Annotated in this window: 20 protein-coding genes; 12 read left to right on the top strand and 8 right to left on the bottom strand. The window is 57.0% G+C overall.

Going from position 1 to position 25,770, the window contains the following annotated elements; genetic code table 11:
• Positions 1-22: 22 nt before the first annotated feature.
• Together A9Q02_RS07030 and A9Q02_RS07025 are read right to left on the bottom strand one after the other, a co-directional pair.
• Positions 23-757 carry an RNA polymerase sigma factor gene (locus A9Q02_RS07030; RefSeq protein WP_097651626.1) on the bottom strand — a complete coding sequence of 245 codons (735 nt, stop codon included), beginning with the start codon at positions 755-757 and terminating at the stop codon, positions 23-25.
• A gap of 197 nt (positions 758-954) precedes the next feature.
• On the bottom strand, positions 955-1,914 hold the full coding sequence (locus A9Q02_RS07025) for a glycosyltransferase (protein ID WP_097651625.1): 960 nt from the start codon (positions 1,912-1,914) through the stop codon (positions 955-957).
• Positions 1,915-2,012: 98 nt separating this feature from the next.
• Here A9Q02_RS07025 and A9Q02_RS07020 point away from each other — a divergent pair, with 98 nt between their 5' ends.
• A complete protein-coding gene (locus tag A9Q02_RS07020) occupies positions 2,013-2,930 on the top strand; it encodes a YecA family protein (protein WP_097651624.1) in 918 nt (305 codons plus the stop codon).
• Between the two features lie 69 nt (positions 2,931-2,999).
• Here the strand turns inward: A9Q02_RS07020 and A9Q02_RS07015 are convergent, their stop codons facing one another.
• From A9Q02_RS07015 to mltG, 3 genes are read right to left on the bottom strand one after another with little or no spacing between them, the layout of a single operon-like run.
• Complete coding sequence (locus A9Q02_RS07015) at positions 3,000-3,758, bottom strand: prepilin peptidase (RefSeq protein WP_097651623.1); 759 nt, start codon at positions 3,756-3,758, stop codon at positions 3,000-3,002.
• 2 nt (positions 3,759-3,760) lie between these two features.
• Positions 3,761-4,612, bottom strand: a complete 852-nt coding sequence (gene aroE / locus A9Q02_RS07010) for a shikimate dehydrogenase (RefSeq protein ID WP_097651622.1) — start codon at positions 4,610-4,612, stop codon at positions 3,761-3,763.
• A gap of 36 nt (positions 4,613-4,648) precedes the next feature.
• Positions 4,649-5,716: an endolytic transglycosylase MltG gene (gene mltG / locus A9Q02_RS07005; RefSeq protein ID WP_097651621.1), complete on the bottom strand. Its 1,068-nt coding sequence runs from the start codon at positions 5,714-5,716 to the stop codon at positions 4,649-4,651.
• A 253-nt stretch (positions 5,717-5,969) separates the two neighbouring features.
• Here mltG and A9Q02_RS07000 point away from each other — a divergent pair, with 253 nt between their 5' ends.
• The 10 genes from A9Q02_RS07000 to A9Q02_RS06955 all read left to right on the top strand — a co-directional run bounded on the left by A9Q02_RS07000 (position 5,970) and on the right by A9Q02_RS06955 (position 21,362).
• Positions 5,970-6,632 (top strand): hypothetical protein, encoded by a 663-nt coding sequence (locus tag A9Q02_RS07000; protein ID WP_097651620.1) that lies wholly within the window; start codon positions 5,970-5,972, stop codon positions 6,630-6,632.
• A 4-nt stretch (positions 6,633-6,636) separates the two neighbouring features.
• Positions 6,637-7,998 carry a polysaccharide deacetylase family protein gene (locus tag A9Q02_RS06995; RefSeq protein WP_141508760.1) on the top strand — a complete coding sequence of 454 codons (1,362 nt, stop codon included), beginning with the start codon at positions 6,637-6,639 and terminating at the stop codon, positions 7,996-7,998.
• Entirely contained in the window at positions 7,995-9,863 is a 1,869-nt protein-coding gene (locus A9Q02_RS06990; RefSeq protein WP_097651618.1) for an ABC transporter permease, read from the top strand. The genes A9Q02_RS06995 and A9Q02_RS06990 overlap by 4 nt, the downstream gene beginning before the upstream one ends.
• Positions 9,860-11,110, top strand: coding sequence for an ABC transporter ATP-binding protein (locus A9Q02_RS06985; protein WP_097651617.1), 1,251 nt, complete (start codon positions 9,860-9,862; stop codon positions 11,108-11,110). The genes A9Q02_RS06990 and A9Q02_RS06985 overlap by 4 nt, the downstream gene beginning before the upstream one ends.
• 14 nt (positions 11,111-11,124) lie before the next feature.
• Positions 11,125-15,204 carry a glycosyltransferase gene (locus A9Q02_RS06980; RefSeq protein ID WP_097651616.1) on the top strand — a complete coding sequence of 1,360 codons (4,080 nt, stop codon included), beginning with the start codon at positions 11,125-11,127 and terminating at the stop codon, positions 15,202-15,204.
• Positions 15,201-16,787: a glycosyltransferase family 4 protein gene (locus A9Q02_RS06975; protein WP_097651615.1), complete on the top strand. Its 1,587-nt coding sequence runs from the start codon at positions 15,201-15,203 to the stop codon at positions 16,785-16,787. The genes A9Q02_RS06980 and A9Q02_RS06975 overlap by 4 nt, the downstream gene beginning before the upstream one ends.
• A 5-nt stretch (positions 16,788-16,792) precedes the next feature.
• Positions 16,793-17,794: a glycosyltransferase family 2 protein gene (locus tag A9Q02_RS06970; protein WP_172450744.1), complete on the top strand. Its 1,002-nt coding sequence runs from the start codon at positions 16,793-16,795 to the stop codon at positions 17,792-17,794.
• Positions 17,795-17,936: 142 nt separating this feature from the next.
• Positions 17,937-19,841 carry a hypothetical protein gene (locus A9Q02_RS06965; RefSeq protein ID WP_141508758.1) on the top strand — a complete coding sequence of 635 codons (1,905 nt, stop codon included), beginning with the start codon at positions 17,937-17,939 and terminating at the stop codon, positions 19,839-19,841.
• A 61-nt stretch (positions 19,842-19,902) separates the two neighbouring features.
• On the top strand, positions 19,903-20,292 hold the full coding sequence (locus tag A9Q02_RS06960) for a hypothetical protein (RefSeq protein ID WP_097651612.1): 390 nt from the start codon (positions 19,903-19,905) through the stop codon (positions 20,290-20,292).
• Entirely contained in the window at positions 20,289-21,362 is a 1,074-nt protein-coding gene (locus A9Q02_RS06955) for a glycosyltransferase (protein ID WP_097651611.1), read from the top strand. Before A9Q02_RS06960 ends, A9Q02_RS06955 begins: the two co-directional genes overlap by 4 nt.
• Before the next feature lie 4 nt (positions 21,363-21,366).
• Here A9Q02_RS06955 and A9Q02_RS06950 read toward each other — a convergent pair whose 3' ends face one another.
• The 3 genes from A9Q02_RS06950 to A9Q02_RS06940 are packed head-to-tail and all read right to left on the bottom strand — an operon-like array spanning position 21,367 to position 24,471.
• Positions 21,367-22,461 (bottom strand): class I SAM-dependent methyltransferase, encoded by a 1,095-nt coding sequence (locus tag A9Q02_RS06950; RefSeq protein WP_141508756.1) that lies wholly within the window; start codon positions 22,459-22,461, stop codon positions 21,367-21,369.
• Complete coding sequence (locus A9Q02_RS06945; RefSeq protein WP_097651610.1) at positions 22,458-23,606, bottom strand: aminotransferase class V-fold PLP-dependent enzyme; 1,149 nt, start codon at positions 23,604-23,606, stop codon at positions 22,458-22,460. Before A9Q02_RS06945 ends, A9Q02_RS06950 begins: the two co-directional genes overlap by 4 nt.
• 13 nt (positions 23,607-23,619) lie before the next feature.
• A complete protein-coding gene (locus tag A9Q02_RS06940) occupies positions 23,620-24,471 on the bottom strand; it encodes an alpha/beta fold hydrolase (RefSeq protein WP_097651609.1) in 852 nt (283 codons plus the stop codon).
• Between the two features lie 225 nt (positions 24,472-24,696).
• On the opposite strand from A9Q02_RS06940, the gene A9Q02_RS06935 reads away from it, so the two are divergent.
• Positions 24,697-25,764: a F0F1 ATP synthase subunit B gene (locus A9Q02_RS06935; protein ID WP_097651608.1), complete on the top strand. Its 1,068-nt coding sequence runs from the start codon at positions 24,697-24,699 to the stop codon at positions 25,762-25,764.
• Positions 25,765-25,770 lie beyond the last annotated feature (6 nt).

Here is a 25,770-nt window from a genome sequence, read left to right as displayed (position 1 = left end):
GCATGCATGTGGGAGATCCTTGCTAGTAGAGTTCACGGAGCATCGCGTGCCGCCGCAGGCGGTTCAGTACCACGCGCTTGATCGCGTAGATCTCGTGAACATCACTGAAAAGGTTTTGCCAGCGTTCGTAGATGTCACCCGGTTTCATCCCGAGTTGGTACGAACAACGCACGACTAGGCGCTCGGTTTCACTGGTGAGTTGAGCCTCGATTAGTTGCCAGAATTCTTCTCGCCCCACGCGTTCGGTGGCCTCTTCATCGGCGTGCGCCATGCGCTGATCGTTCCAGTTCACCGCTTCTTCGGGTAGCAAATCGGCATACGCCTGGCTTCGCGCTGCATCAATCACCACACACGAGGCACACCGGCGGAGATAGTTGAGCAGCGCCGCAAGATTTGGAAAGGCCTCAAACCGTTCGGCTGGAATGGCCCGCCAGAAACGGGTAAAAGCTTCGCTGACAAAAAAATCACTCGTCTCGCCACTGACGGTGAAGGCTCCGGTACGACGCACCCAGTGCTCGACCAGGGGGGCATAATGTTCAAAGAGAAATGTCCATGCCAGTTCATCACGCTCGACCAGGGCGCGTCGGAAGAGTTCATAGGCAAAGCGTGCATCATACTCTTCGTGGTTGTAAAAACGTCGCCCTTCCGTCTGGGCGCGGCGGGCGAGACTCGTCAAATCCATCTGCCGTGGGTCACTTGCCACGGTTGAAGGCGGGCTATACGTTGCGTTTGTGGTTGGTATCAGCTGCGCGTTCATTCCTGGCCTCCTCTTCGGCATTCCTGCGTGTGAGTTCTAAGACCAGTGTAGTTTGTTGGCGCAGCGATGTAGAGGTCGAAAGCCTCCTGTTTACCTGACGAAAAAGGGGGGAAGCCTACGTTTATTCCCCCTTGGACTATTCAGAGCTCACAGGTCTTCAAGATCAGTGAGCTCTGATGGCCGCATCTGCAATCGTACTAGCGTTTGAGCCTTCGCCTCCTCAGTCGCCCTACCGGGTAGCCCACCATTTTGGCGATGTCGCCAACCACCCGTATCACTGGCACCAGGGCCAGGGCCGCCACCTGTTCGAGCCCTGGTCGTCCCTTCACGCGCCTGATCAGCCGACGGTACGGACTATACGTGTACGCACCGAGCCCCAGGGCCACCAGTGCTGCGCTCGGCCCGCGGAGCCTAGGCACGTAGCGGGCCGCCGTGAGCATCAGGGCAGTGCTGCTATAGACCAGGTAGCGGATCGCGTGGCGTTTGGGCCAGAGCTCCGCCATGCCGTCGCCGCGCGCATAGAAGTAGTATTGGCGGGCAAAGGCGCCCAGCGAACTACGCGGGCGAAAATAGACCAGCGCCGAAGGTGCAAAGGAGCGCCTGAACCCTGCTTGCTCGGCAGATTGGGCAAAGACCAGGTCTTCGCAGTGACTCAGCCATTCGGGAAAGCCGCCAATGTGCTCCCACATGCTCCGGCGAAAGGCCATTGATTTGCCAAAGGGCATAAAACGGGCTGGATCGATCTCGTTCAGATCACGATAATTGACGGCCCCTAGGGTCAACTCAAAGAGCGATTGCGGATCGGCCTGAAAGAATCCGCCGACAAGGTCTGCTTCATCGCGCTCGATTGGTGCTACAATCGCCTCAAGCCAGCCAGGATCGAGGCGTAGGCCGGCGTCGGTGCAGGCAATGATCGTGCCACGGGCCTCGCGGATGGCATGATTGCGTCCTGATGAAATCGAATTTCCGCCTGCCACCAGGCGGATGCGTGGCTCGCGGGCGGCATAGGCACGGACAATTTCTGGCGTTGGGTCACGACTCAGGCAATCATTGATCACGATCTCATCCGGAAGACGGTGTTGTGCCAGCATCGAGTCGATCAAGGCACCGATCGTTTCTGCTTCGTCACGTACGGTACAAATGAGTGAGATAGACATAACGTATTGCTCCGTGCGAGGGCCACAGCCCTCAAGTTTCTTTCTTTGGCTGGTACTAACCAGCTATGCTGGTTGGTACCAGCGCAAAAGGAGATGGTATGAGCAACCAACCAAAGCGCAAAGCCGCTAAACTTGGTCGCAATGATCCGTGTCATTGTGGCAGTGGCAAGAAGTACAAAGATTGCCACCTACCGCTTGAGCAAGTCGAACGGACTGAGCAGATGCGTTTGCATCAGGCGCAGGATACCCTCTTGCCACGCATTATCGAAGCGGCGCAGGCGTTGCCGATGCAGTTTCCCTCGGCGCTTGAGCGTTTCTGGCAGGGCAAATATCAGGTCGAGCAACTCGACGAGCTCGATACGCTGGAAGATCGGGGCGCCGAGCGCTTTCTGACCTGGTTTGCCTTTGATCTGCGCCAGGAAGATGGCCGTACCCTGGTTGAACAACTCGTGGCTGATGAGGCATTTGAGCTTGACCCTTATGAGCGCCGTCTCTTGCAGACATGGACAACCGTCCGCTTACGTCCGTATCTTATCGAAATGATCAAGAAGGGCAAAGGCGTCATCGCCCGCGACCTATTGAGTGACGCGACCTACGAACTTGCTGATCACAAAGCCTCGCGCCGCCTGGAGAGTGGCGAAGTTCTCGTTGGCCACCTGGTGCCCGTGGAAACCCCCGTTGGGGCTGAAGCGCCCAACTACTACCTGGCCGGTGCTGCGGCGCAACTCACCGATGATACCGCTGCAACGCTGGTGGCCTTTGCCGAATTGCACCTGGCCGACCTCCGTCGGACGCTCCCCGATGCTGGCTGGGCCGACCTGATCAAGGAACGGAGCGAAATCTTCAACCACTTTGTCACCGCCCTACCGACCGAAGAGCGCGATCCAACCATCTTCGACCGTATCATCAGCGACGGCCAGATTGCCCTCAAACTGACTGCCGCCAGTCTTGCCGAACTCCTCGGACGCAAACCACCCGACGAAGAAGAAGAAGCTGACTCCTCACCCTCCTCCTAACGGGGGTTTGCGTATGCTGACAAACATGGCTAGCGAAGCTAGCCATGTTTGTCAGCATACGCATGAACTTTAGGGCGTCAGCCCTGCCCCCATGCCGCCGGAGGCAATAAAGAGAATCACCCCCAGACAAAGATAACTCCCGTAGGCAATGTAGGTTGGCGTTGGCCGCCCGGTTGCCCGCACGACCAGAATGCCCGCCGAGACGATGCCTGCCAGGATCATCCCTGCAAACAGCGCTGCACCAAGGTGCAAGAAGCCGACGGCGGTGCCAATAAAGATTGCCAGATAGACATCACCAAGGCCAAAGGGCACGCCTGCCGAGGGAAAGAGCATGCGAGCAAGGAGATAGAAGAGGAGGAAGACGAAGCCGCCCGCCAGCGCACCGAGGATCATTAGACGCCAATCGATCATGCCCGTCACCAGGCTGAAAAGAAACGCGACGATGACCCCGCCAAAGATTACCGCAGTATAAATATACCGGTAGAGCCAGTCAATTGCCCCGGTGACAAGCAGAATCGTGCACACAAAGGTCAGATAATAAAACGCTGGCCCCAGCCCATAGAGTTGATAGAGCCGCAAGAGCATTACGCCACAGACGATCTCAACAAATGGGTAGATCCAGTGCAGTGGTTGCCCGTTGCGTGCGCGACCACGCTGCAGCACCCAGCCCACAACCGGGATGAACTGCCACCATGTCAGCGCTTCACCGGTGCGTGTACAGCGCGGCCATCCGAGCAGCCTGCCTTCGCGTGGAATGCGCACAATCAGCACATTCAACAGGCCACCCAGAATCAGCCCACTTAGCATGACCAGGAGTGGGGTGCCCATACCTAACGCAACGCCGCCCACATAACCTCCAACGGTGCCTCACGTCCCGTCCAGAGGGTAAAGCCGATCGTGCCCTGATGTACCAGCATGCCCAACCCATCACGGATCTGGGCTCCACGGGTTGCCGCTTCTTGCAGCAAACATGTCTGACGATAGACCATATCATAGACAAGGGTGTGCGTCCCAACAGGCGGATCGGGCAACGGTGTTTCGTCACCATGCCAGCCCTGTGAGGTGGCATTGAGCAGCAGATCGCAGGTGCTCAGGTATTCGGTTAACTCGGAATCGTCTAGACCCAAGGCGATCAGCGAGGGGGGCGGTTCACCGGTTGCCGTCAGGCCTTCATCATCGGTGATCGTCAGTAACAGATCAGCCAACAATTCTTCGGCGCGCTCGGGCGTACGGTTCGCGACCACGAGCGTCTCTACGCGGGCTTCTGCGAGACCGAAGGCTGCCGCACGGGCGGCCCCGCTGGCCCCCAGGATGACCGCTATGCGCCCCTCGGGTGCAAACCCGGCCTCGGCGAGATCGGCCATCAGCCCGGGGGCGTCGGTATTTGTGCCGATCAACTCACCGGCTGAACTCTTATAAATCGTATTGACCGCCCCGATCTGCGCCGCGAGTTCATCAATCCCGTCTAGGAAAGGTATCACCGCCTGTTTGTGGGGCAGCGTAATATTCGCCCCGAGGTACTCAGCGCCCCGGAGGGCCGCAATCCGGGCGGCAAGCTCGGCGGCAGGCGTATGCACCGCCTCATAGCGCATCGCGAGGCCCAGGTGCGTCAGGGCTGCATTGTGCATCAGATGGGAGCGACTGTGCGCGACCGGGTCGCCAATTAAGATAATTTTCTGCATTCTCGATCCTTTGCCCTGAACAGAAGCCGGACAGGGCTACTGACAGGCCAACCACTCGGCCTCGTACTGCAAGAATTCTGTGAATGAGGCCGCAAAATTGTGTGAACCATCAAGTTCGCAACTGGCGACAAAAAAGAGATAACCATTTGCATCATCGGGTTGCGCGGTTGCTCGTAGCGCATCAAGCCCCGGTGAGGCAATCGGGCCTGGCGGGAGACCGGGGCGCAACCGTGTATTGTACGGACTCTCAATCTGCAGGTCGGTCATCGTCAGATTTTTGCGCCACCACGTTTGTTCAACGGTACTATAGCCTACCGCATATTGGATCGTTGCATCAGCCCCAAGTAACCCGCCACCGACAATCGGTGCATTCTCGGGCTTGAGCCGGTTCCAGAAGACCCCGGCGATCAACGGCATCTCATCAACCAGGGCCGACTCGCGCTGCACAATCGAAGCCATCGTAACCAGTTGATGCACATTCACATTAGGCACCTGGACACTGCGCTCGATCGTTGCATACTGCTCGACAAAACGATTGAGCATGCGGCGGATCACGTCATTGGGATTTGCCTGTTGCGGAAAACGATAGGTATCAGGGAAGAGATACCCTTCAAGGCTCGCCCCATCAGGCAAGCTATTCAGCAAGAAGAATTCGTTACGAAAGCGAGCGCCATCACGGGCCGCTTCCAGAAAAGCGGTCGCTTCGACTATTTCCGCCGCTTCGAGCGTGTCGGCGATCTCTTCGAGGCGCATCCCTTCGACGAACGTTACCTGCACATCCTCGATTCGTGCGGTTTGCAAGGCAATGGTGATCTGACTCATCGTCATCGTCGGACTCAGCACATAACGCCCAGCCTGCAGGCGCCCATCGAGATCCTGGCTACGACTGAGCCATGTAAACAGTATCGGCTGGCGGATCAGCCCTTGACTCCGCAACTGGGTAGCTATTTCCGATGTACTTGCTCCTGGCCTGATCACAAATTCAACCGGTTCACCACGCGGGTCAGCCGGGGCACGTAGTTCATTCAACGCGGCGTAGCCAACGCCAGCCACTACGAGCGCGATCAGGGCGACGCCCAGCATAAGGGCGCGCACGTGTCGCATCACAATAGATCCTCCTCATACCTGTCTTGTTCGCTTTCACCACGTCATTATACCACTGACGTTTAGGGCTGATACCTTTCAAGCGAGTTTCTTGGGGGCCGCAGGTTCCCTGCGTAAACCCTACGCACAGGCAAGCGATGCCAGCAAAGCTGGCATCGCTTGCCTGTCCTACAAACTATGCTACAATCACGTGTTGGCACTTGATCCTTAGCGATATGCCGTGCGTCGGTGGATGCCGATGCCGGAAAGAGTGATGGTTTCACGACGACTCCTGCTTGGCGCGACAATCTTTTGCCTCGCAGTTGGTGCGCTGGGTGCGCTGCTCTATCTTCAGCAACGGGTCGCTCGTTGCAACCCGCTTGTTGCCCGTGAGTTGTTGCCTAATGCTGACTTTGCCCTTGTGAGTCTGCCTGGTACACTCCCTGATGGCTGGAACCGCCGTGCCGGTGGCGTCGAGTTGCGTGGCCCGGCGGTTGATGGTCAGGGCTTTGATCTTGATGGCGATGGCCGTGCGATGCAGTTGATCGGCATTGGCAATTATCTCCAGACACCCGCTGTGCCGGTGCAACCCGGGGTGCGCTACTGTGTGTCGGGGTTTGCCCTGACCGATTCGATCCAGCGCTCGCCGACCCGCCTGCGCGTTGCGTTTCACTGGTACGATGAGGCCGACCAGCCTATCCAGACCGACCGCACCTTCTGGCAGTCGGTGGTGCTCTGGACCCCTGAACAACCTCCACGGGCTTGGTCGCCGATCCTGGGGAGTTTTGAGGCCCCTGCTGAGGCAGCGAGCCTGACCATCCGATTTGCGCCAGCCTCAGATGATCGCATCTACCTTGATCGCGTGCGTGTTCGGCAGGGCGGGGTTGCCCTGGCGCAATTGGTTGCCACGCCCGATCCGCGCTGTTGTGACCAGTAAGCCTATGAAACAAACCAGACCAGACCAGCAAGGAGGGATCCTCTCACGGCGTCGCTTTTTGCGGCTCGCCGGGGCACTCGCTGGCGGCTCCTTGCTGGCTGCCTGTGCCTCACGTCTGCCTCCTGCGCCCACCGAGACCTCCGTCCTCCCTCGGCTTGCAACCTGGCCGGCAGGCCGCCGAGCGGCTGTTGCTTTTACCTTCGATTGGGAAACGGCGATGGGGGGCCTGGTACATTCGCGTTCGATTGGCGACCCAAATGTCGATCAAGACTATTTGCTGCGCGCCCGGCGGATGCGCGAGGGCCTTGCGACAACTATGGCCGTCTTTGCCCCACTCGCGATCCGGGCGACCTATTATGCGACGGGCTACAATTTTTTGCTCGGCAATCGCGAGCAGCGTCAGTTCCTTGGCAATCCGATCTTTCCCTGGGCGACCCAGGCCAATGGCTGGACTTCGGATCGGTGGACGACAACGCCCTGGTTTGCCGATGACCCTTTTGGTACGGTTGAGTCCCATCCCGAGTGGTATTTTGGGGATCTGATTGAGCCGTTGCGTGAAGCCGGACATACGATTGAGAGTCATACCTTTAGTCATTTCCACGGCGGCCTCGTTGATCCAGTTACCTGGCGCCTCGATCTCCAGACCTGGAATAACCTCGCGGCAGAACGGGGGGTGCCCCCCGCTCGTTCGCTCGCGTTTCCCTGGAGTAGTAGCGCAGGTATGAGCGATGCTTCGTGGGATGAATTGGAATTGGCAGGTATCACCAGTGTGACTCGTCTCAGTAACCAGGCCCAGTATAGTCTCTGGGAGGTTGATCAAGACGGGGTTGTCCTCTATCCGCGTCCATGTTGGTTACCTGGACGCGAGGGTCGCATGATGGCGTGCCCCGATTTTTACCTGACGGTACCGCGTACAAGCCTCGCCCTGGTACAAATTGAACGAGCCGTCGAGACTGGTGGTATGATAGACTTCTGGGCGCATACCGAAGAGGTGGTTAGTCCTGAACAGATTGCCTCCTGGCAACGGGTCGCTGCCCGCGTGGCGAATGATATCCGCCTCTGGGTTGCTCCATTAGATGAGCTTACGACATGGTATGCGGCGATTGCTGAGGTGCGCGTTGAAGCTGATGCCCTTGATGCGCAGCGTGGCGAACTTCATCTGCAACTCACCAATCCAACGCGTACCGCTTTACCTGGCCTGACGCTGCATGTGCCAGCGGCAACGCGACAGGTTTTTCTAGAAGATGTCGAGCTTGAAACTTTGCGTGGGCGGTTGTCGTGGCGTACGGCCTGGTGGCCTGCCGTAGCTCTGGTAACCCTTGATCTTCCTGCTGAAACAGCACTACGTATGCGGATAGTAATGTGAATTTCTTTGATCGTCTTGCTCTGCTCAATCGAGTTGTCCTGGGCTTGCGGCTCTATCAATGGTTCTGGGTGCTGTTGTCTGTTGTGGGCGCTCTTGCCATTGCCGTGCCGCGGGTACTCGCTCAGCCGGTTGTCTATTATGCGACGGCGCAGACCCATTTTGATCTCGAGCGCTATGGCGCGATCTATAATCCGGTTGGCCCGAATGTGACTGGCCTGAGCATTGCGATCGGCGATGCGACTGAGGTCTTGCGTCAGCGTTCCTTCGCCCGTGGTGATGTGCGCTTTGGGCTTCCCAATTATCGGGTTGATTTCATTCCTGATGAGCCTGGCGTGGTGCTGGTGCGTGGCGTTGCTTCAACCGCAGGTGAGGCACAAGCGCTTGCGCATGCTGGGGCCGAAGAACTGGTGCGCCAGATCCGTGCCGCAGGTGGCCGCGAGGTTCTGCGCAATATGCTGGGTTGGGAGCTCTGGTTGTCTACCTCGCCTGAGGCTACACCTAGTCAGCCTGATGCGTTTGCGCAATTCCTGCGCCAGATCATTCGCTCTCAGGCCTTCCCGATGTCACGCGAGCTTGAACCGGTTGCCACGCCCCGCGATCTTGCGACCCTCCCTGAAGAGGAACTCCAGGATGTGGCCCGTGCGCTCGAAGCCCGCTACGATCTCTGGCGTTTTGCGATCAATACGCGCAATGCGACCCTCGATGCCCTCTGTGATACCGTCGGGATCAATGTCACTGAGGCTCGCGAAACAGCGTTGGTGACCTGTGCAGCAACGAATCCCGCCGCCGCCGCTGAACTCGCCGAGCGAGATCGCGCCATTGTGCGCCTGCGTATCATTGAGGCGACGCTCAACTATGTCGTCGTGACCTATGATGTCCGGTTTGATCCAACGCCCCCCGCTAGTGTCTGGGCTGTTCCGGCTCCCCTGCCAGCAGCCGCTGAGCCGCGGTATGTCCCCCACTTGATCGCCCTTGCCACGGTCTTTGGCCTTACTTTTGGATTCACAGGGGTTGCTTTTGAGCGGAGTGCCGGGATTACCACCAAAGCTGTTGAACTCTGGAGCTATCGTGAACTGATCCGTAACCTTGCCCTCCGTGATCTTCGCACGCGCTATAAAGGCAGTGCACTTGGCTATCTGTGGACGCAACTGGCTCCCCTAGGCATGATGCTGGTCTATGTGATTGTCTTTAGCCTGCTGTTGCCGAGTGGCATCGCTATGTTTCCAGTCTTTATTATTGTTGCGCTTTTGCCCTGGAACTATACCGCCGAGTCGATTATTGGCGGTACCCGCAGCATTATTGACAACGCTGCGCTGATCAAGAAGGTCTATTTTCCTCGTGAGGTTTTGCCGCTGGTGACAGTCTTTTCGAGCCTGATCAACTTTGTGCTCTCGTTGCCGATGATGTTTGTGGTGATGGCGGTGGTGCAGTTGACGACGATCGGGCGACTCAATTTTTCCTGGTCGTTTGCCTATTTGCCCGTACTAATGCTGATCCAGACGATCATGCTTGCGGGTTTTGCCATGCTGCTCGGCTCAGCAGCGGTCTTCTATCGTGATGTTGTCCATCTCATTGGCATCATTATGAATATCTGGTTCTTCCTGACCCCGATTATCTATCCGCTTGGGGTTTTTGGCGAAGGATTGACTGTGCGTCTGGTGCGCTGGTTCAATCCGATGGCGTCATTGATTGAATTTTATCGTGAAATCCTCTATGGTAATGTCGTTGCGGTCGGGCAGATCCCGACGCCCGCGTTGCCCGCGTTGAGCAGCGTGCTACGCGTCAGTGTCACGGCACTCGTTATCCTGGTCGTTGGCTATTGGGTGTTTCAGCGCGTCAGCCGCAATTTTGGGGAAGAAATTTGAGCCCTGTCATTGAATTCAACCAGGTTAGCAAGCGCTTTGTCTTGCATAAAGATCAGCGCAAGACGGTGCAAGAGCGGGTGATTGGTCTGGTGCGCCCGCGCCCACCCGGTGATGTCTTCTGGGCCTTGCGCGATGTCGATTTTACGGTGGAAGAAGGACAGTCGTTGGGCCTGGTTGGGCATAATGGGGCCGGTAAGAGTACGGCGCTTAAGTTGATTACCCGTATCCTTGAGCCCACAAGTGGGCGCGTGCGTACCCGTGGGCGCATTGCGGCGCTGCTTGAATTGGGTAGTGGCTTCCATCCCGAGTTGAATGGGCGCGAAAATGTCTTCCTCTACGGGTCGTTGATGGGGATCGGGCGGCGCGAGATGGAACGCAAGCTCGAAGAGATTGTTGATTTTGCTGATATCGGCCCCTTCATTGATACCGAGATCAAGCACTATTCTTCGGGCATGTATACGCGCCTGGCTTTTGCCGTTGCGACCGCAGTTGATCCTGATATCCTCATCACCGACGAGGTGCTGGCCGTGGGCGACGAGGCGTTCCAGCGCAAATGCATGGAACGCATTTATGGTTTTCGCCGGGCTGGCAAGACGATCATCTTTGTCTCGCATGCCCTCGAAGTCGTGCGTTCGCTCTGCGATGTGGCCGTCTGGCTTGACCACGGCCAACAGCGCGCCGATGGCCCCGCAGGCACAGTCATTGATGCCTATCTCGCTGAGGTCAACCGGAAAGAAAAAATTCGCCTCGAAAACGAACGAACGCGTGAGGGTGAGGAGAGCGAGGATGCTTCACCAGCGACCGAGAGCCTCTTTCGGCGGGGAACACGCGAAGTTGAGGTTGTCCGCGTTCAATTGCTTGACGAGACCGGTGAAGAACGGGCGGTCTTTCACACCGGAAAATCTCTGACAATACGTATACATTACGAGGCCCACGAGCCGATCACCGAGCCGGTGTTTGGGGTGGGTATCTACCACGAGAGCGGCATCTGGATCAGTGGCCCCAATACCGGGTTTGACAGTGTTGCAATCCCACGTATCATGGGCCAGGGTTTTCTTGATTATACCGTCAACGATCTACCGCTCCTGACAGGGCGCTATAGCCTTAGTGTTGCGGTGGTGGATAGTACCCAGTTGCATGTCTTTGACCTGCATGACCGGCTCTATCAGATTGTTGTGCATAATGATGCCGGACGTGAGCGTTATGGGATGCTGGCGTTGCGCGGCACCTGGCGTTGTGATGCGTGAGAAGGAGCAGCGGGATGGCGGAACATAATCCGCAGAGCCTGTACGATAAGTTCTATTTTGCGACAGGCTGCGGAAGACCGTATGAGCGTGATGAGCACTGGACGCGTTTTTTTGGCGGGATTGCCGACGAAATCGTTGCCACGATTGCCCCCAGCGATGCTCTCGATGCAGGCTGTGCCCTCGGGTTGCTGGTGGAACAATTGCGTGAGCGTGGGGTCGCCGCCGAGGGAATTGATATTTCGGAGTTTGCGATTGCCAATGCTCCCGAAGCAGTCAAGTCTTATGTTCGGGTTGGTTCGGTGGCTGATCCCTTTGACCGTAGCTATGATCTGATCATCTGCATCGAAGTCCTCGAGCATATGCCAAAAGAAGCGTCCGAGCGTGCGGTAGCGAATTTCTGCGCCCACAGCGACGATATCCTCTTCTCCTCTTCGCCGTTTGATTATAAAGAGGTCACTCACTTCAACGTCAATCCCCCTGAATACTGGGCTTCCCTCTTTGCGCGGCACGGTTTCTACCGCGACGTCGATTTTGATGCGTCCTTCATTACGCCCTGGGCGGTACGCTTCCGCCGTCGCAATGAACCGACAGCACGCATTGTGCGTGATTATGAGCGCCGTTTCTGGGAATTGTGGAAAGAGACTTCCGACCTGCGGGCGTTAAGCCTGGAGCAGCGCGATCTCGCTCAGCGTCACCAGCAGGCCGAGCAGCGCTTGGCCGAAGAACACCAGCAGCATCTCTTGACCCACCAACGCTATGCTGAAGAGCAGCAGCAGATGCTCCAGCAAACCCAACAATTTTATGAGCAGCAAACCCTTGCGTTGCAGCAGCAGATAGACGCCCTGACCCATACCACTAGGGTTGTTCAACAACAACGCGATCTGGTTCGTGATCTTGCTCGCCGTGACGCCGCTGATCTGTTGTCCGGTTCGATGCTTGCTGAGACGCAGACATATGCTCGCCACCTTGAAACAGAACTTGCGCATCGCGATGAACATATTGCCTGGCTCGAAAGCGTTATTCGTGCTTTTGAGCGGGGCCGTTTGATGTCTCTGGCCCGACGCATCCAACGGAGTGGCACGATCCTTCCACCGCTGCAGCCTCCTGATGCTCCTGTTCCCGTGACTCCTGCTGTACTTGCTTTGCCCTCTGATCCTGCCTCGGTCTATGCACGCTGGATCGCGGCCAATGAGCCAGATGCAGCCGCGTTGATCGCTCAGCGTCGGCAGGTGTCTCAGTTGGCCGAGCGTCCATTGCTTAGCATTGTTACCCCAGTCTACAATCCCGCACCAGCGGCTCTCAAGGCGATGCTGGCATCGCTTTTTGTGCAGACCTATGATCACTGGGAGTTGTGTGTCGCTGATGCTTCGACCGAGCCAGAGGTGACCGCGTTGCTCCAGCGCGTTGCTTCGACTGATTCCCGCGTGCGCCTGACGATCCTTGAACAGAATGAGGGCATTAGTGCCAATTCGAACGCCGCCCTTGCGCTCGCGACAGGTGAGTTTATCCTGCTCCTCGATCACGATGATACCCTGGCCCCCGAGGCGCTCTTTCAGGTTGTTCAGACGCTCAAGGCCCATCCAGAGGCTGATATCGTCTACTATGATGAAGATAAGTTGAGTGAGGACGCAACAACACGCCATAGTCCCTGGTTCAAACCGTCGGCCTGGTCGCCGGATCTGTTGCTCTCGACCAACTATTTGATGCACGGCGTCTTCCGGCGGCGTCTCGTTGAAGCGGCAGGGTGCTTCAATCCGGCCACCGACGGTGCCCAGGATTGGGATCTGGCGTTGCGTTGCAGCGAGCGTACCAGGGCGATCTACCATATTCCGCGGGTGCTCTACCACTGGCGTCAGATGCCTGGTTCAGCTTCGCGTGATGCCAATGCCAAGCCGTGGGCGCTGGCCGGCCAGGAACGTGCGCTGCGCGATCATCTCGCACGTGGCCTCGGTTCTTCCGCCGAGGTGGTGCGGCTCAATGCGAGTGACCTGCGGGTGGTCTGGCCGGTGTCAGATAAACTTGTTTCGATCATTATTCCGAATCGCAATCGCTACGAGTTGCTCCACGCCTGTCTCAGTTCACTCTTTGCCACCACAACCTATCCCAACTATGAGGTGATCATTGTTGATAATGGCTCGGTTGATGCGCGCACGCTGGCCTATTATGAGCAACTCAAGGCCGATGCTCGGGTGCGCGTTGTTCCATTCGCGGAACCATTCAACTGGTCGCGGGCCAACAATCTTGGTGTAGCCGAGGCGCGTGGCGAGTTGCTGCTCTTCCTCAATAATGATACCGAGATACGTACCGGTGATTGGTTGCACGAACTGGTTGGTTGGGCCGAGCGCCCCGAGGTTGGGGTGGTTGGCTGTAAATTGGTGCGCCCTGATGGTACGACGCAGCACGCCGGTGTCGCCATTGGCGTCGAAGGCCACGGGAGCCACCTCTTTGATGGGGATGTGACCCCGACCTATGGCCCCTTTGGTTCCTCCGAGTGGTATCGTGATCTGCTGGCACTTACGGGTGCCTGTATGATGATGCGCCGCGAGGTCTTTACAGCCATTGGGGGCTTTGATGAACGCTATCGTGTGGGGTATAGTGATCTGACCTTCTGCCTGGCGGCTCATCAGCACGGTTTGCGGGTTGTCTATACACCCTACGCAACGCTGCTTCACCATGAAGGTGGTTCGCGTGGTTATACGTTGCCTCCTGCTGATGTCTTGCGTGCAACGATCGAGATGCTGCCCCAGATGATGGCGGGCGATCCCTATTTTAGTCCCCACCTTTCGCCAGTGCATCGTCGCCCTACGATTGCTGATCCTGCCGGGGAAAGCTTGCTTGAGCGGATGGCTTCGATCATGGCGGGCTTTAAGCTTACTGAAGCGTATGCTCCTCAACAGATGGCAGAAATGGCTGCCCTTCTGCTCAAGCCACGACCACGTCGTGCGCCTGTGCCCGATCGTCAGCCCCGTGTGTTGCTCTGCGCCCACGAGCTTTCGCTCACAGGGGCACCGTTGATGTTGGTGCAATTGGCAAGCTCTCTGTTGGCGCGGGGCTATGCCGTAACGATTGCTTCGCCTTCGGCAGGTCCGCTTGAACCAATGATTGAAGCTGCTGGTATTGGTCTCCGTTTGATTGATGACCTCTATGCTGATGCGTTGCTGGCGGCAACCATTGTTCGCGATTACGATCTCGTGCTTGTCAATACCATCCTCGGGCGTCGTGTGGTGCTTGCCGCCCACGTGATGAGTGTTCCATGTGCCTGGTGGCTCCACGAGTCGCGGTTTGGGCGCGAGTTGATCCAGAGCGAAGTAGTTGCCCACGAAGCTTTGGTTGTTGCTGATCGGTTGATCTTTCCTGCTGCCGCAACGGTTGCGCTCTATGCGGATCTTGTGCCACGCCAAATGCCTGCCCCAATTCCCTATGGGATTCAAGCCCCTGCTTTGATCCCGAGCTTGCCTAAAACGCAAGACCGTCCGCTTGCCGTGGTGGTGATGGCCAGTATCGAGCCGCGTAAAGGCCAGGATTTGGTTGCCAAAGCATTGCTTGCTTTGCCGGGCGCTTTGCGTAGTCAATTTGAGCTCTATTTCGTGGGAAGTGTGTTGGATCGGGTGTTTTATCGTCAGCTTCGTGCCGAACTTGCTTCGGTCGATAATATCTATTTTACTGGTCTGGTCTCCCATGCTGAGGCACTGACCTATCTCGCCCAGGCTGATATTTTTGTCTTGCCGTCGCGTGATGAGGTCTTGCCGGTATCTATTCTTGAGGCCATGGCCTATGGCAAGGCGATCCTGGTAACGGATGTTGGAGGTGTGACCGAAGCTGTACGCCATGGACAGGAGGGCTTGGTTGTTCCGGCTGATGATGCCGAGACGCTTGCTTCGGATCTCGCGATGTTGGTGACGACACCCAGATTGCGCCAGCGTCTAGGGGTTGCTGCGCGTGCTCGTTATGAGGCCTGTTTTACTGCCGATGCGTTCGGTACGGCTATGGAACAACTTCTCCATGAGTTGTTACCTCCAGAGCTTGTGCGCTCACTGCAGGATCATGACGATCAATCTCTTTCGCCAGAGCCTCCGTCAGGATCGCTCTCATGAGCATAGATGCGCCGCATCTGTTGATCGTTTGCCACGATGTGGTTGGTTCGCGCATGGCTGGGCCGGGTATCCGCGCTTGGGAGCTTGCCCGTGCCCTGGCAGGCCATGTGCCAACGACTCTGGTTGCCCCCAATCAGATTGATCTGCCCCCACCGCCTGGTTTGCAACTCGGTTCCTATACACCGGGCAAGCCAGCTAGTTTTGCTCCCTGGCTTGCTGGTACGACCGTTGTGTTGCTCAACGGGCATCTGCTTGAGGCGCATCCTGAACTGGCTGAGCTCGATGTGCCTTTGCTCATCGATCTCTACGATCCCACCATGCTTGAAAATCTTGAGCTCTTCCGCACTGCCTCTGCGGCGGAACGCTCATTGCGCCACCAGCGTGATGTGGCGCTTTTCCAGTGTCAGTTAGCCGCTGGAGACGGTTTTCTCTGCGCTACCGAGCGTCAACGGGACCTCTATATCGGTGCTTTGCTCCTCGCTGGCCGGGTGACGCCCACCTTGACTGACCACGATCCCGATCTTCGTCGTCTTATTGATGTGGTGCCGTTTGGTCTTCCTGCGGCTCCTCCTGTTCGCCAGGGGCCAGGGTTGCGCGGTGTGGTGCCTGGCATTGGCCCGGATGATCTGCTCGTGCTCTGGAGTGGTGGCTTGTGGGATTGGCTGGATCCGCAGACGTTAGTAGCGGCGATGCCGGCGGTTGTCGAGGCCCTGCCTCAGGTGCGGTTGGTCTTTCTGGCAGGGCGGCACCCTGGACATGCGCTGCCGATGCAGGCCGGGGCGCAGGCCCGTACGCTTGCCGCAAGCTTTGGTCTGCTTGATCGCCACGTCTTTTTCTACGACGAATGGGTGCCCTATGCCCAACGCGCCGATCTGCTGCTTGAGGCCGATCTCTTTGTTTCGTTGCATCGTGACCACCTCGAGACCCGTTATGCGGCGGTGCGTTCGCGGGTGCTTGATCATTTCTGGGTGGGCCGCCCGAGTCTCTTGAGCGACGGCGATCCAGCGGCAGAGTTGATCCGTGCCGAAGGCGTTGGTCTGGTTGTTCCCCCTGAAGATCCGACTGCCGTCAGTGCGGCACTTGTACAGTTGCTTGAGGATGCTGAACTGCGGTCACAACAGGCGCTCCGGGCGCGCGCCCTGGCGTCACGGTTGCAATGGGCGCACCTGATTGAGCCGATCCTGCGTTTTGTCCGTGAGCCTCTGCGTACCCGATCCCTCGCTCCCCTTCTCCGTGAGCCTGTACGCCCAACGCAGCCATCGCCAGTTGCGCAACGCAATGAAGCGGTGCGGTTGCTGGAAGAACGCTGGCATCAGCTTCAGAAGCCCGCCCCGGATACACCGTTGTTGGCGCAACTCGGCAGACGTTTGGCTCACCTGCTGGTGCGCCCCGTCATGCCTCTGCTCGCCGCGCATATTCAGGTTGTCTATGCCCAGGCTGAAGTAACTGATCACATGGCTCGCATTGGCAAAACCCAGATCGAGGCTTTTGCGATGCAGTTACAAGGGCTCGAAGATGCTGTGTTGCGCCTGGAGGTGCGGCAACGCGGCGAGGTGCCAGTTCCTCCGTCCAGCAAGGAGTAATGCCGGTGCGCGTGGCTGTCATTGTCTTGAGTTGGAATGCTGCCGATGCGCTGCTTCCTTGTCTTGCTGCCGTGTTGCGCCAGAGCCGCCCGTCCGACAAACTCCTTGTTGTGGATAATGCCTCTGCCGATGCGAGCATCGCTCAGGTTGCCGCCACCTTGCCCGAGGTCGAAATTCTGGCCAATTCGCGCAATCTTGGTTTTGCCGGGGGGATGAATGTGGGCCTGCGCCATATCATCGCTGCCTCGCCTTCGTTTGATGTTGCCGTCCTGCTCAACCAGGATACGCTGGTTGATCCAGGCTGGTTGGCCGGTTTGCTGGCTCAGTTCGACGAGCCTCAGGTTGCGGCCGTTGGCAGCAAGATCCGTTACCCTGACGGACGCCTTCAGCATGCCGGGGCGCGGCTGGAATGGCCGTTGGGCCTGGTGCGCCATGTAGGTTGGGGCGAGACTGATCAGGGCCAATATGAGTCGCCGCGTGACTATGCGTTGCTAACCGGCGCGGCGTTGGCGCTGCGCCTGGCGGCCCTTGTTGAGGTTGGTCTGTTTGATGAAGGCTTCTGGCCCGCGTATTACGAAGACGTCGATCTCTGCTGGCGACTCGTCCGGGCGGGCTATCGACTGGTGTATGCACCAGCGGCAACCCTCGCCCATCAAGAGTCCCACTCGACACGTGACGAAGTTACCCGCATGGCTTACTATCATCAAGGCCGTTTGCGCTATCTGCTCAAGCGCTTGAGTCTGACCGAACTGAGCGAGGCGTTTGCTCCTGCTGAGGCTTCGTATTGTGCAGCGCGTCGTGCAACCCCCGAGGAACGTGCCTTGCGTTGGGCTTATGCACAAACGCTGGCTCACATGCATGATATCGTGGCTGCTCGTATGCCTCTTCACCTGAATGAGGATGCTGCCCATGCCCACATTGTCTCAGTGTTGCATCGCCTGCAGCAAGTGCCTGGACAAACCCATTACCACGCGGCGCTGACCTCTGCCCAGCAGTTGCTTGGTTAACAGAAAAGCCGCCAGACCTGTTACAATATGCCCACTGACAACGGTTTGCCGGTACACGCATGTCAGATCTTGGAGAAAGGGTTGGATCATGCGCTCTGCTCTACGCCTTCTGCTTCCCATCTTAGGCACACTTGCTGTTGTTATGATCCTCATTACCCCCGGTACTGCTCAGACAATCCAACAATCTGGGGTTCAAGTGCCAACGAATCTCATTGCCGAGAGCCTTGACTATGCGACCCATCTTTTCGGCAATCCATGGGATATGGATCAGTATGGCGATATTTCTCACTATCTTAACGAATCAGGTCAGCGTCGTCTCATCAGAGATCCGCAAGTCAGCAATGGTGTCTTTCGAGGTTCCTCGTATAGCGATGCGATCAGTGGTGATGGCAATGCGGCTTTCTTTCCTCTTTTTCCTGGTTATATTCGCGAGTCGGCGAGTGATCTCCTTGTCTTACCGATCAATGATCTGGTTGGGGCGAATGCACCGATTCCTAGCAACCTGCGCTGCCTCTACGTTGCCTTGCGGAGTGAGTCGCCGGCGGCAAATCGCCTTGGCCCTGACGTGATGCGGATCTTCTGGTTTGCTGATCGTTATCTGAATCGTCCCGAAGGGGCGTTTGGCATGACCTATATGCAGCTCTATCCGGAAGCTTTTGCCAATCTTCCAACTCCACGCTGGCAAGTGATTCAGGTCGATCTTGCCAATCCACCCAACGGGGTTACCGTCGGTGAAGCCTGGACCTCACGTGGTCAGTGGCAAGGGTTGCGGATTGATCCGACTGCGATTGCCGCCAATGTAGGTTTTGAAGTGGATTGGATTCGCTTGACTGATTGTACGCCTTCTGAGCATACAATTACCTGGGCACCTGATGCCGCCGTGCAGGCACTGTGGCTCCGTCCTGTGGGAACAACCCGCGATATCCGTTTGACGCCAGTGAATGGCATCAATGGGCGCGCCTCGGTTGATCTGCAAGGTGTGCCGCCTGGTCGTTATCAGGTGGGGGTTGGCACGCTGACCACCTGTTGTTCGCAGCGCAGTGACCAGGCTCTTCAGATCAATCAGACGCCAATTGGTACGTTTGCTGTGCCATCGCCTGCGAGCGGCAATGATTATGCGACCCTCGCTGGCAATGCGTGGGATTTTCGTCCTGGTGATGGCGATGCCACTGTGATACATTTTCAATTGGAAAGCCCACCTCCAACCGCGACCTATGATGGCGATGGTATGCTGCTCGTAACACCTTCTGGTCCGTTGCCTGCCGGTATTGATGTAGCCATCAAATTGAATACACCGCTTCCCCTTGATCCAAATGTCTATCGCTATCTTACCATTGACATGGAGACGAGTTGGCTTGTTCCGTGGTCTAATATTCCACATGGCATGATTGGCCGTTGGATCTGGTCGATTCAGGGGACGAGTGGCCGCCCTGGTTTTCGTTGCACCATAGTTGGCCCCGATATCCCCTATGACATTGGCCGCCAGCAGATCATGATTGATCTGTGGGATCCTGAAAGTGGCATGGCTGAGGAATGGCAAGGCGAGTGCCCCACTGGGCCGTTGAATTGGCGAACGGCACCAATTCTTGAGCTACGTTTTGATCCCAATGAGAATATCACCGAGGTGGCGGATCGCATCACAGGCGGTGGCCCCTTCACCCAACGGATCCGCTCGATTCGTTTGACCAATAGCAATACGGTTGCTGCCGGTACGCCCTACAAAGTCATTATGAGTCTGAATAAAGCACCAGCGGCAGTCCAGGCAACCTTCTATTACACGACTGATCGCGCCAATCCGCGCCAGAATCTGGCTGCTCGTGTTGGTGGAGGTGCCGTTCCGCTTCCAGATCCAACGAAGTCCCAGGTCTTTCTGCCGGTTCTGTCACGACCGTCAACGTCGTCACCGCCGATCCCTGTCGAGAATCAGCTTGACTTCACCTGGGATACGACAGGAGTCAATCGTGGTACCTACTACCTGTGTGCTGATCTCTTCGATGCAACGAATGGGAGTGTCCAGTGTAGTCTGGTGCCTGTTATTGTTCAATAAAGAACCGAAGGCGTAATACAGGGAGCGGCTTTTCCCTGCTTCCTGGCCCAACGTGACTGATATGTCTGAGCTAAACTCACTCTTTGTGGTTCCTGTTGGTGATGATGAGCCCCTGCTCGCCGCTGTTGAACGTGCTTTGCACGCTGATCACCCTGCGCTCGCGTCGTTGCCGACGCTGACTGAGCTTGCACTGCGCGATCCGTTTCTTGCCCGTGAGTTGATTACGCTGCGTGAGCAGTACGAGCTCCGCCCGCCTCCGGCGCACGGTTTTGTTGCCCGCCTCCGTACCCGTCTGGCCTGGTGGTTGCTTGGCCCCGAGTTGGCCCAGACGAGTGCGTTTCATGCTTCGCTGGTGCGGGTTGTTGATAGTTTGACGTCTCATCTTGATGAAGAACGGGCCGCCCGGGCGCGCCTCGAGGCGCGTGTGCAGGCATTGGAGCGTGAGGCGTGACTGAATTCGTCTGGCATTCGTCGTTTACGTCGCTCACCGGCTATAGTGGCTCGTCCCGGGCACTTGTGCTTGCACTACGTGATCAGGGGCGGGCCGTGCGCCCGCTCTATCTCTTCGACTCTGATGACCGCGAGGCCACCCTCTTTGGGGTCGGTGATCCGCAGATTACGGCCCTGCAGGCGCTGCCTCTGCGCCTCGATGTCCCCCAGGTTGTCTATGGACGCGGTGATCTCTTTGCCAAAAATAGTGGCCGCTATCGCATTGGCTTCACGATGCTTGAGGTTGATCGCTTGCCGTCAACCTGGGTGGCCCAGGCCAATCTGATGGACGAGGTCTGGACGCCGACGGCGTGGGGGGCGGCAATGTTTCGCGAGAGTGGCGTGACGCGCCCGGTACATGTCGTGCCGCTCGGTGTCGATCTGGCGACGTTTCGCCCCGGGCCTGCTCGTGAACGTCTTGCCGAGCGTACAATCTTTCTTTCCGTCTTCGAGTGGGGGCGGCGCAAGGGGTGGGATCTCCTCTTGTCGGCCTATCGGGCGGCCTTTCGCCCTGATGATCCGGTGCTGTTGCTCCTGAAACTTGACTGTCGCACACCCGCGACCAATCCCCTCCGTGAGTTACACGCTGCCTTGCCCGCGCCTGCTCCGCCTGTAGGTATTCTTTACAACCGTGCCATGACTGTGCCGCAACTCGTTGAACTCTATCAGAGTGCCGATTGTTTTGTGCTGCCGAGTCGCGGCGAGGGCTGGTGCATGCCTGCCCTTGAAGCAATGGCCTGTGGGGTGCCCGCGATCGTCACCGACTGGAGCGGCTCGACTGCCTTTCTCACGGAGACCTGTGGTTATCCACTCGCCGTGCGTCGCCTGGTGCCTGCTGATCCACACGAGCCACTCTATCGTGGTGCGCAGTGGGCCGAGCCGGACCATGACCACCTAGTCGCCCTCTTGCGCCACGTCCATACGCATCGCGAAGAAGCCCGCGCCAGAGGGAGCGCTGCTGCCAGTGAAGCGCAACGCTGGAGCTGGGACGCAGCGGCCAAGCGCATTGGAGCAAGAATACACTCCGCTTAGCAGTTCATTGATTGCGGCGCAATGCCTTCATCAAGCGCATGATGCGCCCATTTTCAAGTCGCTCAACATGTTTCTTCAGTTCACGAATATGACGCTCTTTGTTTTGCACCACCTGCTCAAGATGGATGATATAGGTTTGTTGCTCGTTTAGCAGCTGTTGCATTGCTTCTATCTGAACGCTGACAATGTTCTCGGTTTCGGGTTGCCGTATTTCAGGCTGTATTATTTCAGGTTCGTGCGCCTCTTTCGCAAGCAAATGTTCAGCAATTGTATATTCCAATACGGTGGCGCTATAAGACGATGGTCGGATACTGTTGGGCGTGCGGGTTGCCGCAATCGCAAAGCTTGGCCCTCCATGGTGATCATCAGTCGTCTCGAAGCTGATTTCCAACTGGTCGAACCCAAAGTATTCGAGACATGCAATAATATCCGATCGACTTAGCCAGTAGCTAAATGGAGCACTCCCACCGCAAAAACCTTCCCAATTTAGTGTCGTCTGATATTCTTGTCGATATAGTGTGTGCTTGAATCCTGCGAATTCTGCTTCACCAGAACCCTGAAACCTCTCACGCAAGTGCTCTCTCGGATGAATTAACGCCTCATCATAATAGTGTGTCCATATAAATAACCTATCACTTACTTGTGAGAGCAGATAAAGCAATTCAACAGGGCGCTTCATGTGATACAAAACCCCACTAGCAAACGCCACATCGTACTGATCCTGCGTCTCTTTAAGGTAAGAGACGAAATCACCACATAAAAGTTCCAATCCCTTTATGTTATAGAGTTCTTTTACTAAGAGACACTTTAAATAGGAAATCGTATTGGCTTCGATCGCGACTATTCTTGCTGCACCTTGCTTTTCTAATAGATATGACTGTGCAGACTCAAGAGGGCCTAACTCTAGAATTGTTTTATTGGTAAATCCTCCTAGTTTTTCTGCAGCCCAGGCTACGCGAGCGTCAGTAAAACATGGGATGGTACCAGCCTCGAGGTGTTCGTATGGGTGAATAAAGCTTGCTGACCAGGCATGCTCAAAAATATTCACCGCATTTTGTGCGCTAGGGGCCGTTGTGATATATTGGTCGAGAATGTTCATAATAGAAATTCCTTATCCCCCAGAACTTCGCCGACCTTCAGCACCTCTTCAGTCGTATTGTAGAAGTGGGGCGCAAAGCGCAGCCCGCCTCGTACCGTCGCAATCACCCCGGCTTCATCGAGGCGCTTGCTGGCTGCATCGGGGTCGGGCAGGTTGTTAATGACCACAATGCCACTGCGATGCGCTGGCGATGGATCGGCGGCAAAGGTATACCCGCGCTCGCTCAAGTCGTTGATCAGCGTATCCACATGGGTCAGCACCTGGCGCTGAATCCGCTCGATGCCAACCTCTTGCAGCAACATCACTGACTCGCGCAGTGCCACGGCCCCGTAAATATTCGGTGTGCCAAGCGTAAAGCGGTCTGCGCTGGCCGGGAAGGTTAGGTTGTAATCGAGGTAGTTCATCGCGTCAACCACACTCGATGCCCCCACATACGCCCCTGGCTCAAGCTCATCAAGCAGTTCTTGACGGACATAGAGAAAGCCCGCCCCCGGTGCCGAGAGCATCCACTTTTGCGAGCCAGCCGCCAGGAAATCAATGTTGCATGCCTGCACATCCATCGGGAACGCCCCCAGCGTCTGGATGCCATCAACGACAAAATAGATCCCCCGCTCTTTGCAGAGCTTGCCAACCGCCTCGATATCATTGCGAAACCCGGTGGCAAACATTGCGGTGCTCAGGGCGATGACACGTGTGTGGCGATCAATCCGGGCGGCGAGCATATCGAGATCGAGGCCACCCTTGTGCTGCGGCACAACTTTCGTCAGAACGCCCTTGTAGGCCAGTTGTTGCCACGGGTAGACATTCGCCGGATAATCGCCTTCGAGAATCAAGACATTATCGCCGCGCCGCAACGGCAGACTCACCGCCGCCGTATTGAGCCCCATCGCCGTATTGGGCATCAACACCACTTCAGAGGCCTCGCGGGCATTGATCAGCGTCGCCAGGCGCTGGCGCAGATCGCCCATAAGTTGAAAGACCTGCCCCAGAAAACGCATCGGCGGTTCAGTCGAGGCGAGCTGATTGTGGGCGGCAACGGCCTGCACAATCCGCGTATTGAGTGGCGAGACAGCCGCATGGCTCAAAAAAGCATACTTCTCCGTAATCGGAAATTCGGCTCGGTAACGTACGAGATCTTCGCTCATTCCATCCTCTTGCTCAATCAAGAAACTCACGCAACACGCGATGATAGACCTTCGGGCGCTCGATCATCGGCAAATGCCCACACCGCTCCATCCAGACGAGTCGGCTATCGGGGATCAGCCGTGCCACCTCGGGGGTGCCTGGGGGCGGCATAATATTATCCTGGCGCGCCCCGAGCACCAAGGTTGGATTGCGTACTGACGCCATGGCTGGATTGATGGCCGGATGCCCGGCACTCGACGCGGTTTCAAGGGCTGTACGCTGATCCATCTTCATAAAATCAATGAAACTCTCGTAGAGAACCTGATCATCACTGGGCGTTCGGTAAAAAAACCGTGATGCAACTGTACGATAGAAGGGGCGAACCCGTCCCATCCACGGTCGTCGCAACGCCATCCAGAGCGCCAGGATATGATGTACTTGCTCGACAATGCGCCGTTCGCCCTCGCTTCGAAACGTACTCACACAGGTGAGTACTAGGCGACGTACGCGGTGCGGATACCGTACCGCGAGATGGACGGCGACACTTGCACAGAATGAGTGCCCGTTAAGGTCAAACTGTTCCAGCCCCATCGTATCGGCAAACGCAATCACCATCTCAGCCAGATTCTCGGCGGTAGCAGTCCCCTTGAGTGGTGGCGACTCACCGAACCCAGGCAAATCAGGGGCGATCACCATACGATCGTTGCCCAGATCAGCCATCGTGGGCCGCCAGTAGCGTGACGATCCGCCCCATCCGTGCAAGAGCAAGAGGGGTGGGTGAACTGCTGGCTCCCCACACGTTTCACGGTAAAAGACAGGCCCATCCCAGATCTGAACCGGCCCACGGAGTGGATACTCATCAACGGGCAGGACGTTTGCCTGCATAAGGCCTCCGCGAACTAAACCGACCACATAATGCGTGCTATTATACACCACGCTTGACAATCATCAGCGCAATGCGCTATACTTCCCCCGAAAGCGGTGCGTAAAATTGCGCAGTCTGATGCCGCAAATGTGCCTAAGCAATCTTGTTCATAGTGCTGTTCAGCGTCTCTCCTCCCCGGTGTTTGTACAGCATGCACCAGTTTGCACAACCACGAGGTTTGTCCTATGGCTCAAGGCTCTGCCTGGCCTCCTGAACCTGATCTCCCGCCGTCTTCAGCCCAGGAAAGTTCGTTTGATGACGAGCAGCGCTTCAGTGAGTGGATTCAGAAGCGTTTAGCGATCTATCAAACACTTGAGCAGCAAATCCAAACGAGTATTCAGCAGACGGTGGAGTTTGGTGGTGAGTTTACCCGTCAGCTTGAGCAGGAGACCGAGCGCTTCATTGCGCGCTATCGGCGTCAGCGTCAGGAGCAAATCCAGATGCGCGATGCTCTGCGCCAGGAACTTGCCGATCTCCGCGTGGCGCTCGCTGAGGAACGTCGCCAGCACGACCAGGCTCTGAACCAGGCTCGTCATCAGGCCGAGCAAGAGCGCGCCCAGACACGCCAACAGGTGGCCGCCGAGGTTGCCCAGCAACGCGCTGCCGCTAAAGCTGATTGCGAACGCATGATCCGTGAGGCCCAGGCCGAGCGTGAGCAGATCCTTGCTGAAACGCAGCAGATGTCGGCCCAGTTGATGGATCTCCAGCGCTCGCTCAGCAATATGCTGAAGCCAATGTCTTCGGTCGGTTTACCCCCGTCATCCACCTCTGAAGCAAAAAAAAACGTTGAGTTAGCTGAACGCTCCTATGCGCGTGTCAGTGAGTCACCGTCGACTGGCGCTCTTCCCCCTGTTCAGGCGAATTGGCCCGAGCCATCGGTGCGTCCGTTTGCGCCCGATGCTCCTCCGTCCCAGCCAGATCCTGAGTCTCAGCGGATGGTCGAAGCGACAGTGCCCGGTGAGCCTGCGGTGGTGGTTGAATCTGCGCCACCCGCCGAACCTGCACCGCCCGCTGCCCACCCTGAACAAACCGAATATACGGTGCATTTCAAAGATGTGCAGAGTTTTATCATTGCCTCGGATCTGCTTGATCGCATCGGTAACCTCAACGGGATTGAAAGTACGCGTCTGGTAGAGTACGAGCATCAGCAGCTCTCGGTTGCGGTAAGCTACCGAGGTGCCATTCCTCTTGAGCGTATGCTCAAAGAACGCCTGTCAGAAGTCGCCGTAGTGGTTGACGTAGTTGGTCAGTAGCCTTCG

The organism is Candidatus Chloroploca asiatica (genome assembly GCF_002532075.1).
GTDB lineage: Bacteria > Chloroflexota > Chloroflexia > Chloroflexales > Chloroflexaceae > Chloroploca > Chloroploca asiatica.
Note: the sequence above shows the minus strand (reverse complement) of the source record. Positions and strands in the feature narration are given on the sequence as shown.

What these genes read in the sequence shown, in the direction of transcription:
- A9Q02_RS07030 (WP_097651626.1), bottom strand. Translation starts at nt 757, where the DNA reads ATGAACGCGCAGCTGATACCAACCACAAACGCAACGTATAGCCCGCCT.
- A9Q02_RS07025 (WP_097651625.1), bottom strand. Translation starts at nt 1,914, where the DNA reads ATGTCTATCTCACTCATTTGTACCGTACGTGACGAAGCAGAAACGATC.
- A9Q02_RS07020 (WP_097651624.1), top strand. Translation starts at nt 2,013, where the DNA reads ATGAGCAACCAACCAAAGCGCAAAGCCGCTAAACTTGGTCGCAATGAT.
- A9Q02_RS07015 (WP_097651623.1), bottom strand. Translation starts at nt 3,758, where the DNA reads ATGGGCACCCCACTCCTGGTCATGCTAAGTGGGCTGATTCTGGGTGGC.
- aroE (WP_097651622.1), bottom strand. Translation starts at nt 4,612, where the DNA reads ATGCAGAAAATTATCTTAATTGGCGACCCGGTCGCGCACAGTCGCTCC.
- mltG (WP_097651621.1), bottom strand. Translation starts at nt 5,716, where the DNA reads ATGCGACACGTGCGCGCCCTTATGCTGGGCGTCGCCCTGATCGCGCTC.
- A9Q02_RS07000 (WP_097651620.1), top strand. Translation starts at nt 5,970, where the DNA reads ATGGTTTCACGACGACTCCTGCTTGGCGCGACAATCTTTTGCCTCGCA.
- A9Q02_RS06995 (WP_141508760.1), top strand. Translation starts at nt 6,637, where the DNA reads ATGAAACAAACCAGACCAGACCAGCAAGGAGGGATCCTCTCACGGCGT.
- A9Q02_RS06980 (WP_097651616.1), top strand. Translation starts at nt 11,125, where the DNA reads ATGGCGGAACATAATCCGCAGAGCCTGTACGATAAGTTCTATTTTGCG.
- A9Q02_RS06975 (WP_097651615.1), top strand. Translation starts at nt 15,201, where the DNA reads ATGAGCATAGATGCGCCGCATCTGTTGATCGTTTGCCACGATGTGGTT.
- A9Q02_RS06965 (WP_141508758.1), top strand. Translation starts at nt 17,937, where the DNA reads ATGATCCTCATTACCCCCGGTACTGCTCAGACAATCCAACAATCTGGG.
- A9Q02_RS06960 (WP_097651612.1), top strand. Translation starts at nt 19,903, where the DNA reads ATGTCTGAGCTAAACTCACTCTTTGTGGTTCCTGTTGGTGATGATGAG.
- A9Q02_RS06950 (WP_141508756.1), bottom strand. Translation starts at nt 22,461, where the DNA reads ATGAACATTCTCGACCAATATATCACAACGGCCCCTAGCGCACAAAAT.
- A9Q02_RS06945 (WP_097651610.1), bottom strand. Translation starts at nt 23,606, where the DNA reads ATGAGCGAAGATCTCGTACGTTACCGAGCCGAATTTCCGATTACGGAG.
- A9Q02_RS06940 (WP_097651609.1), bottom strand. Translation starts at nt 24,471, where the DNA reads ATGCAGGCAAACGTCCTGCCCGTTGATGAGTATCCACTCCGTGGGCCG.
- A9Q02_RS06935 (WP_097651608.1), top strand. Translation starts at nt 24,697, where the DNA reads ATGGCTCAAGGCTCTGCCTGGCCTCCTGAACCTGATCTCCCGCCGTCT.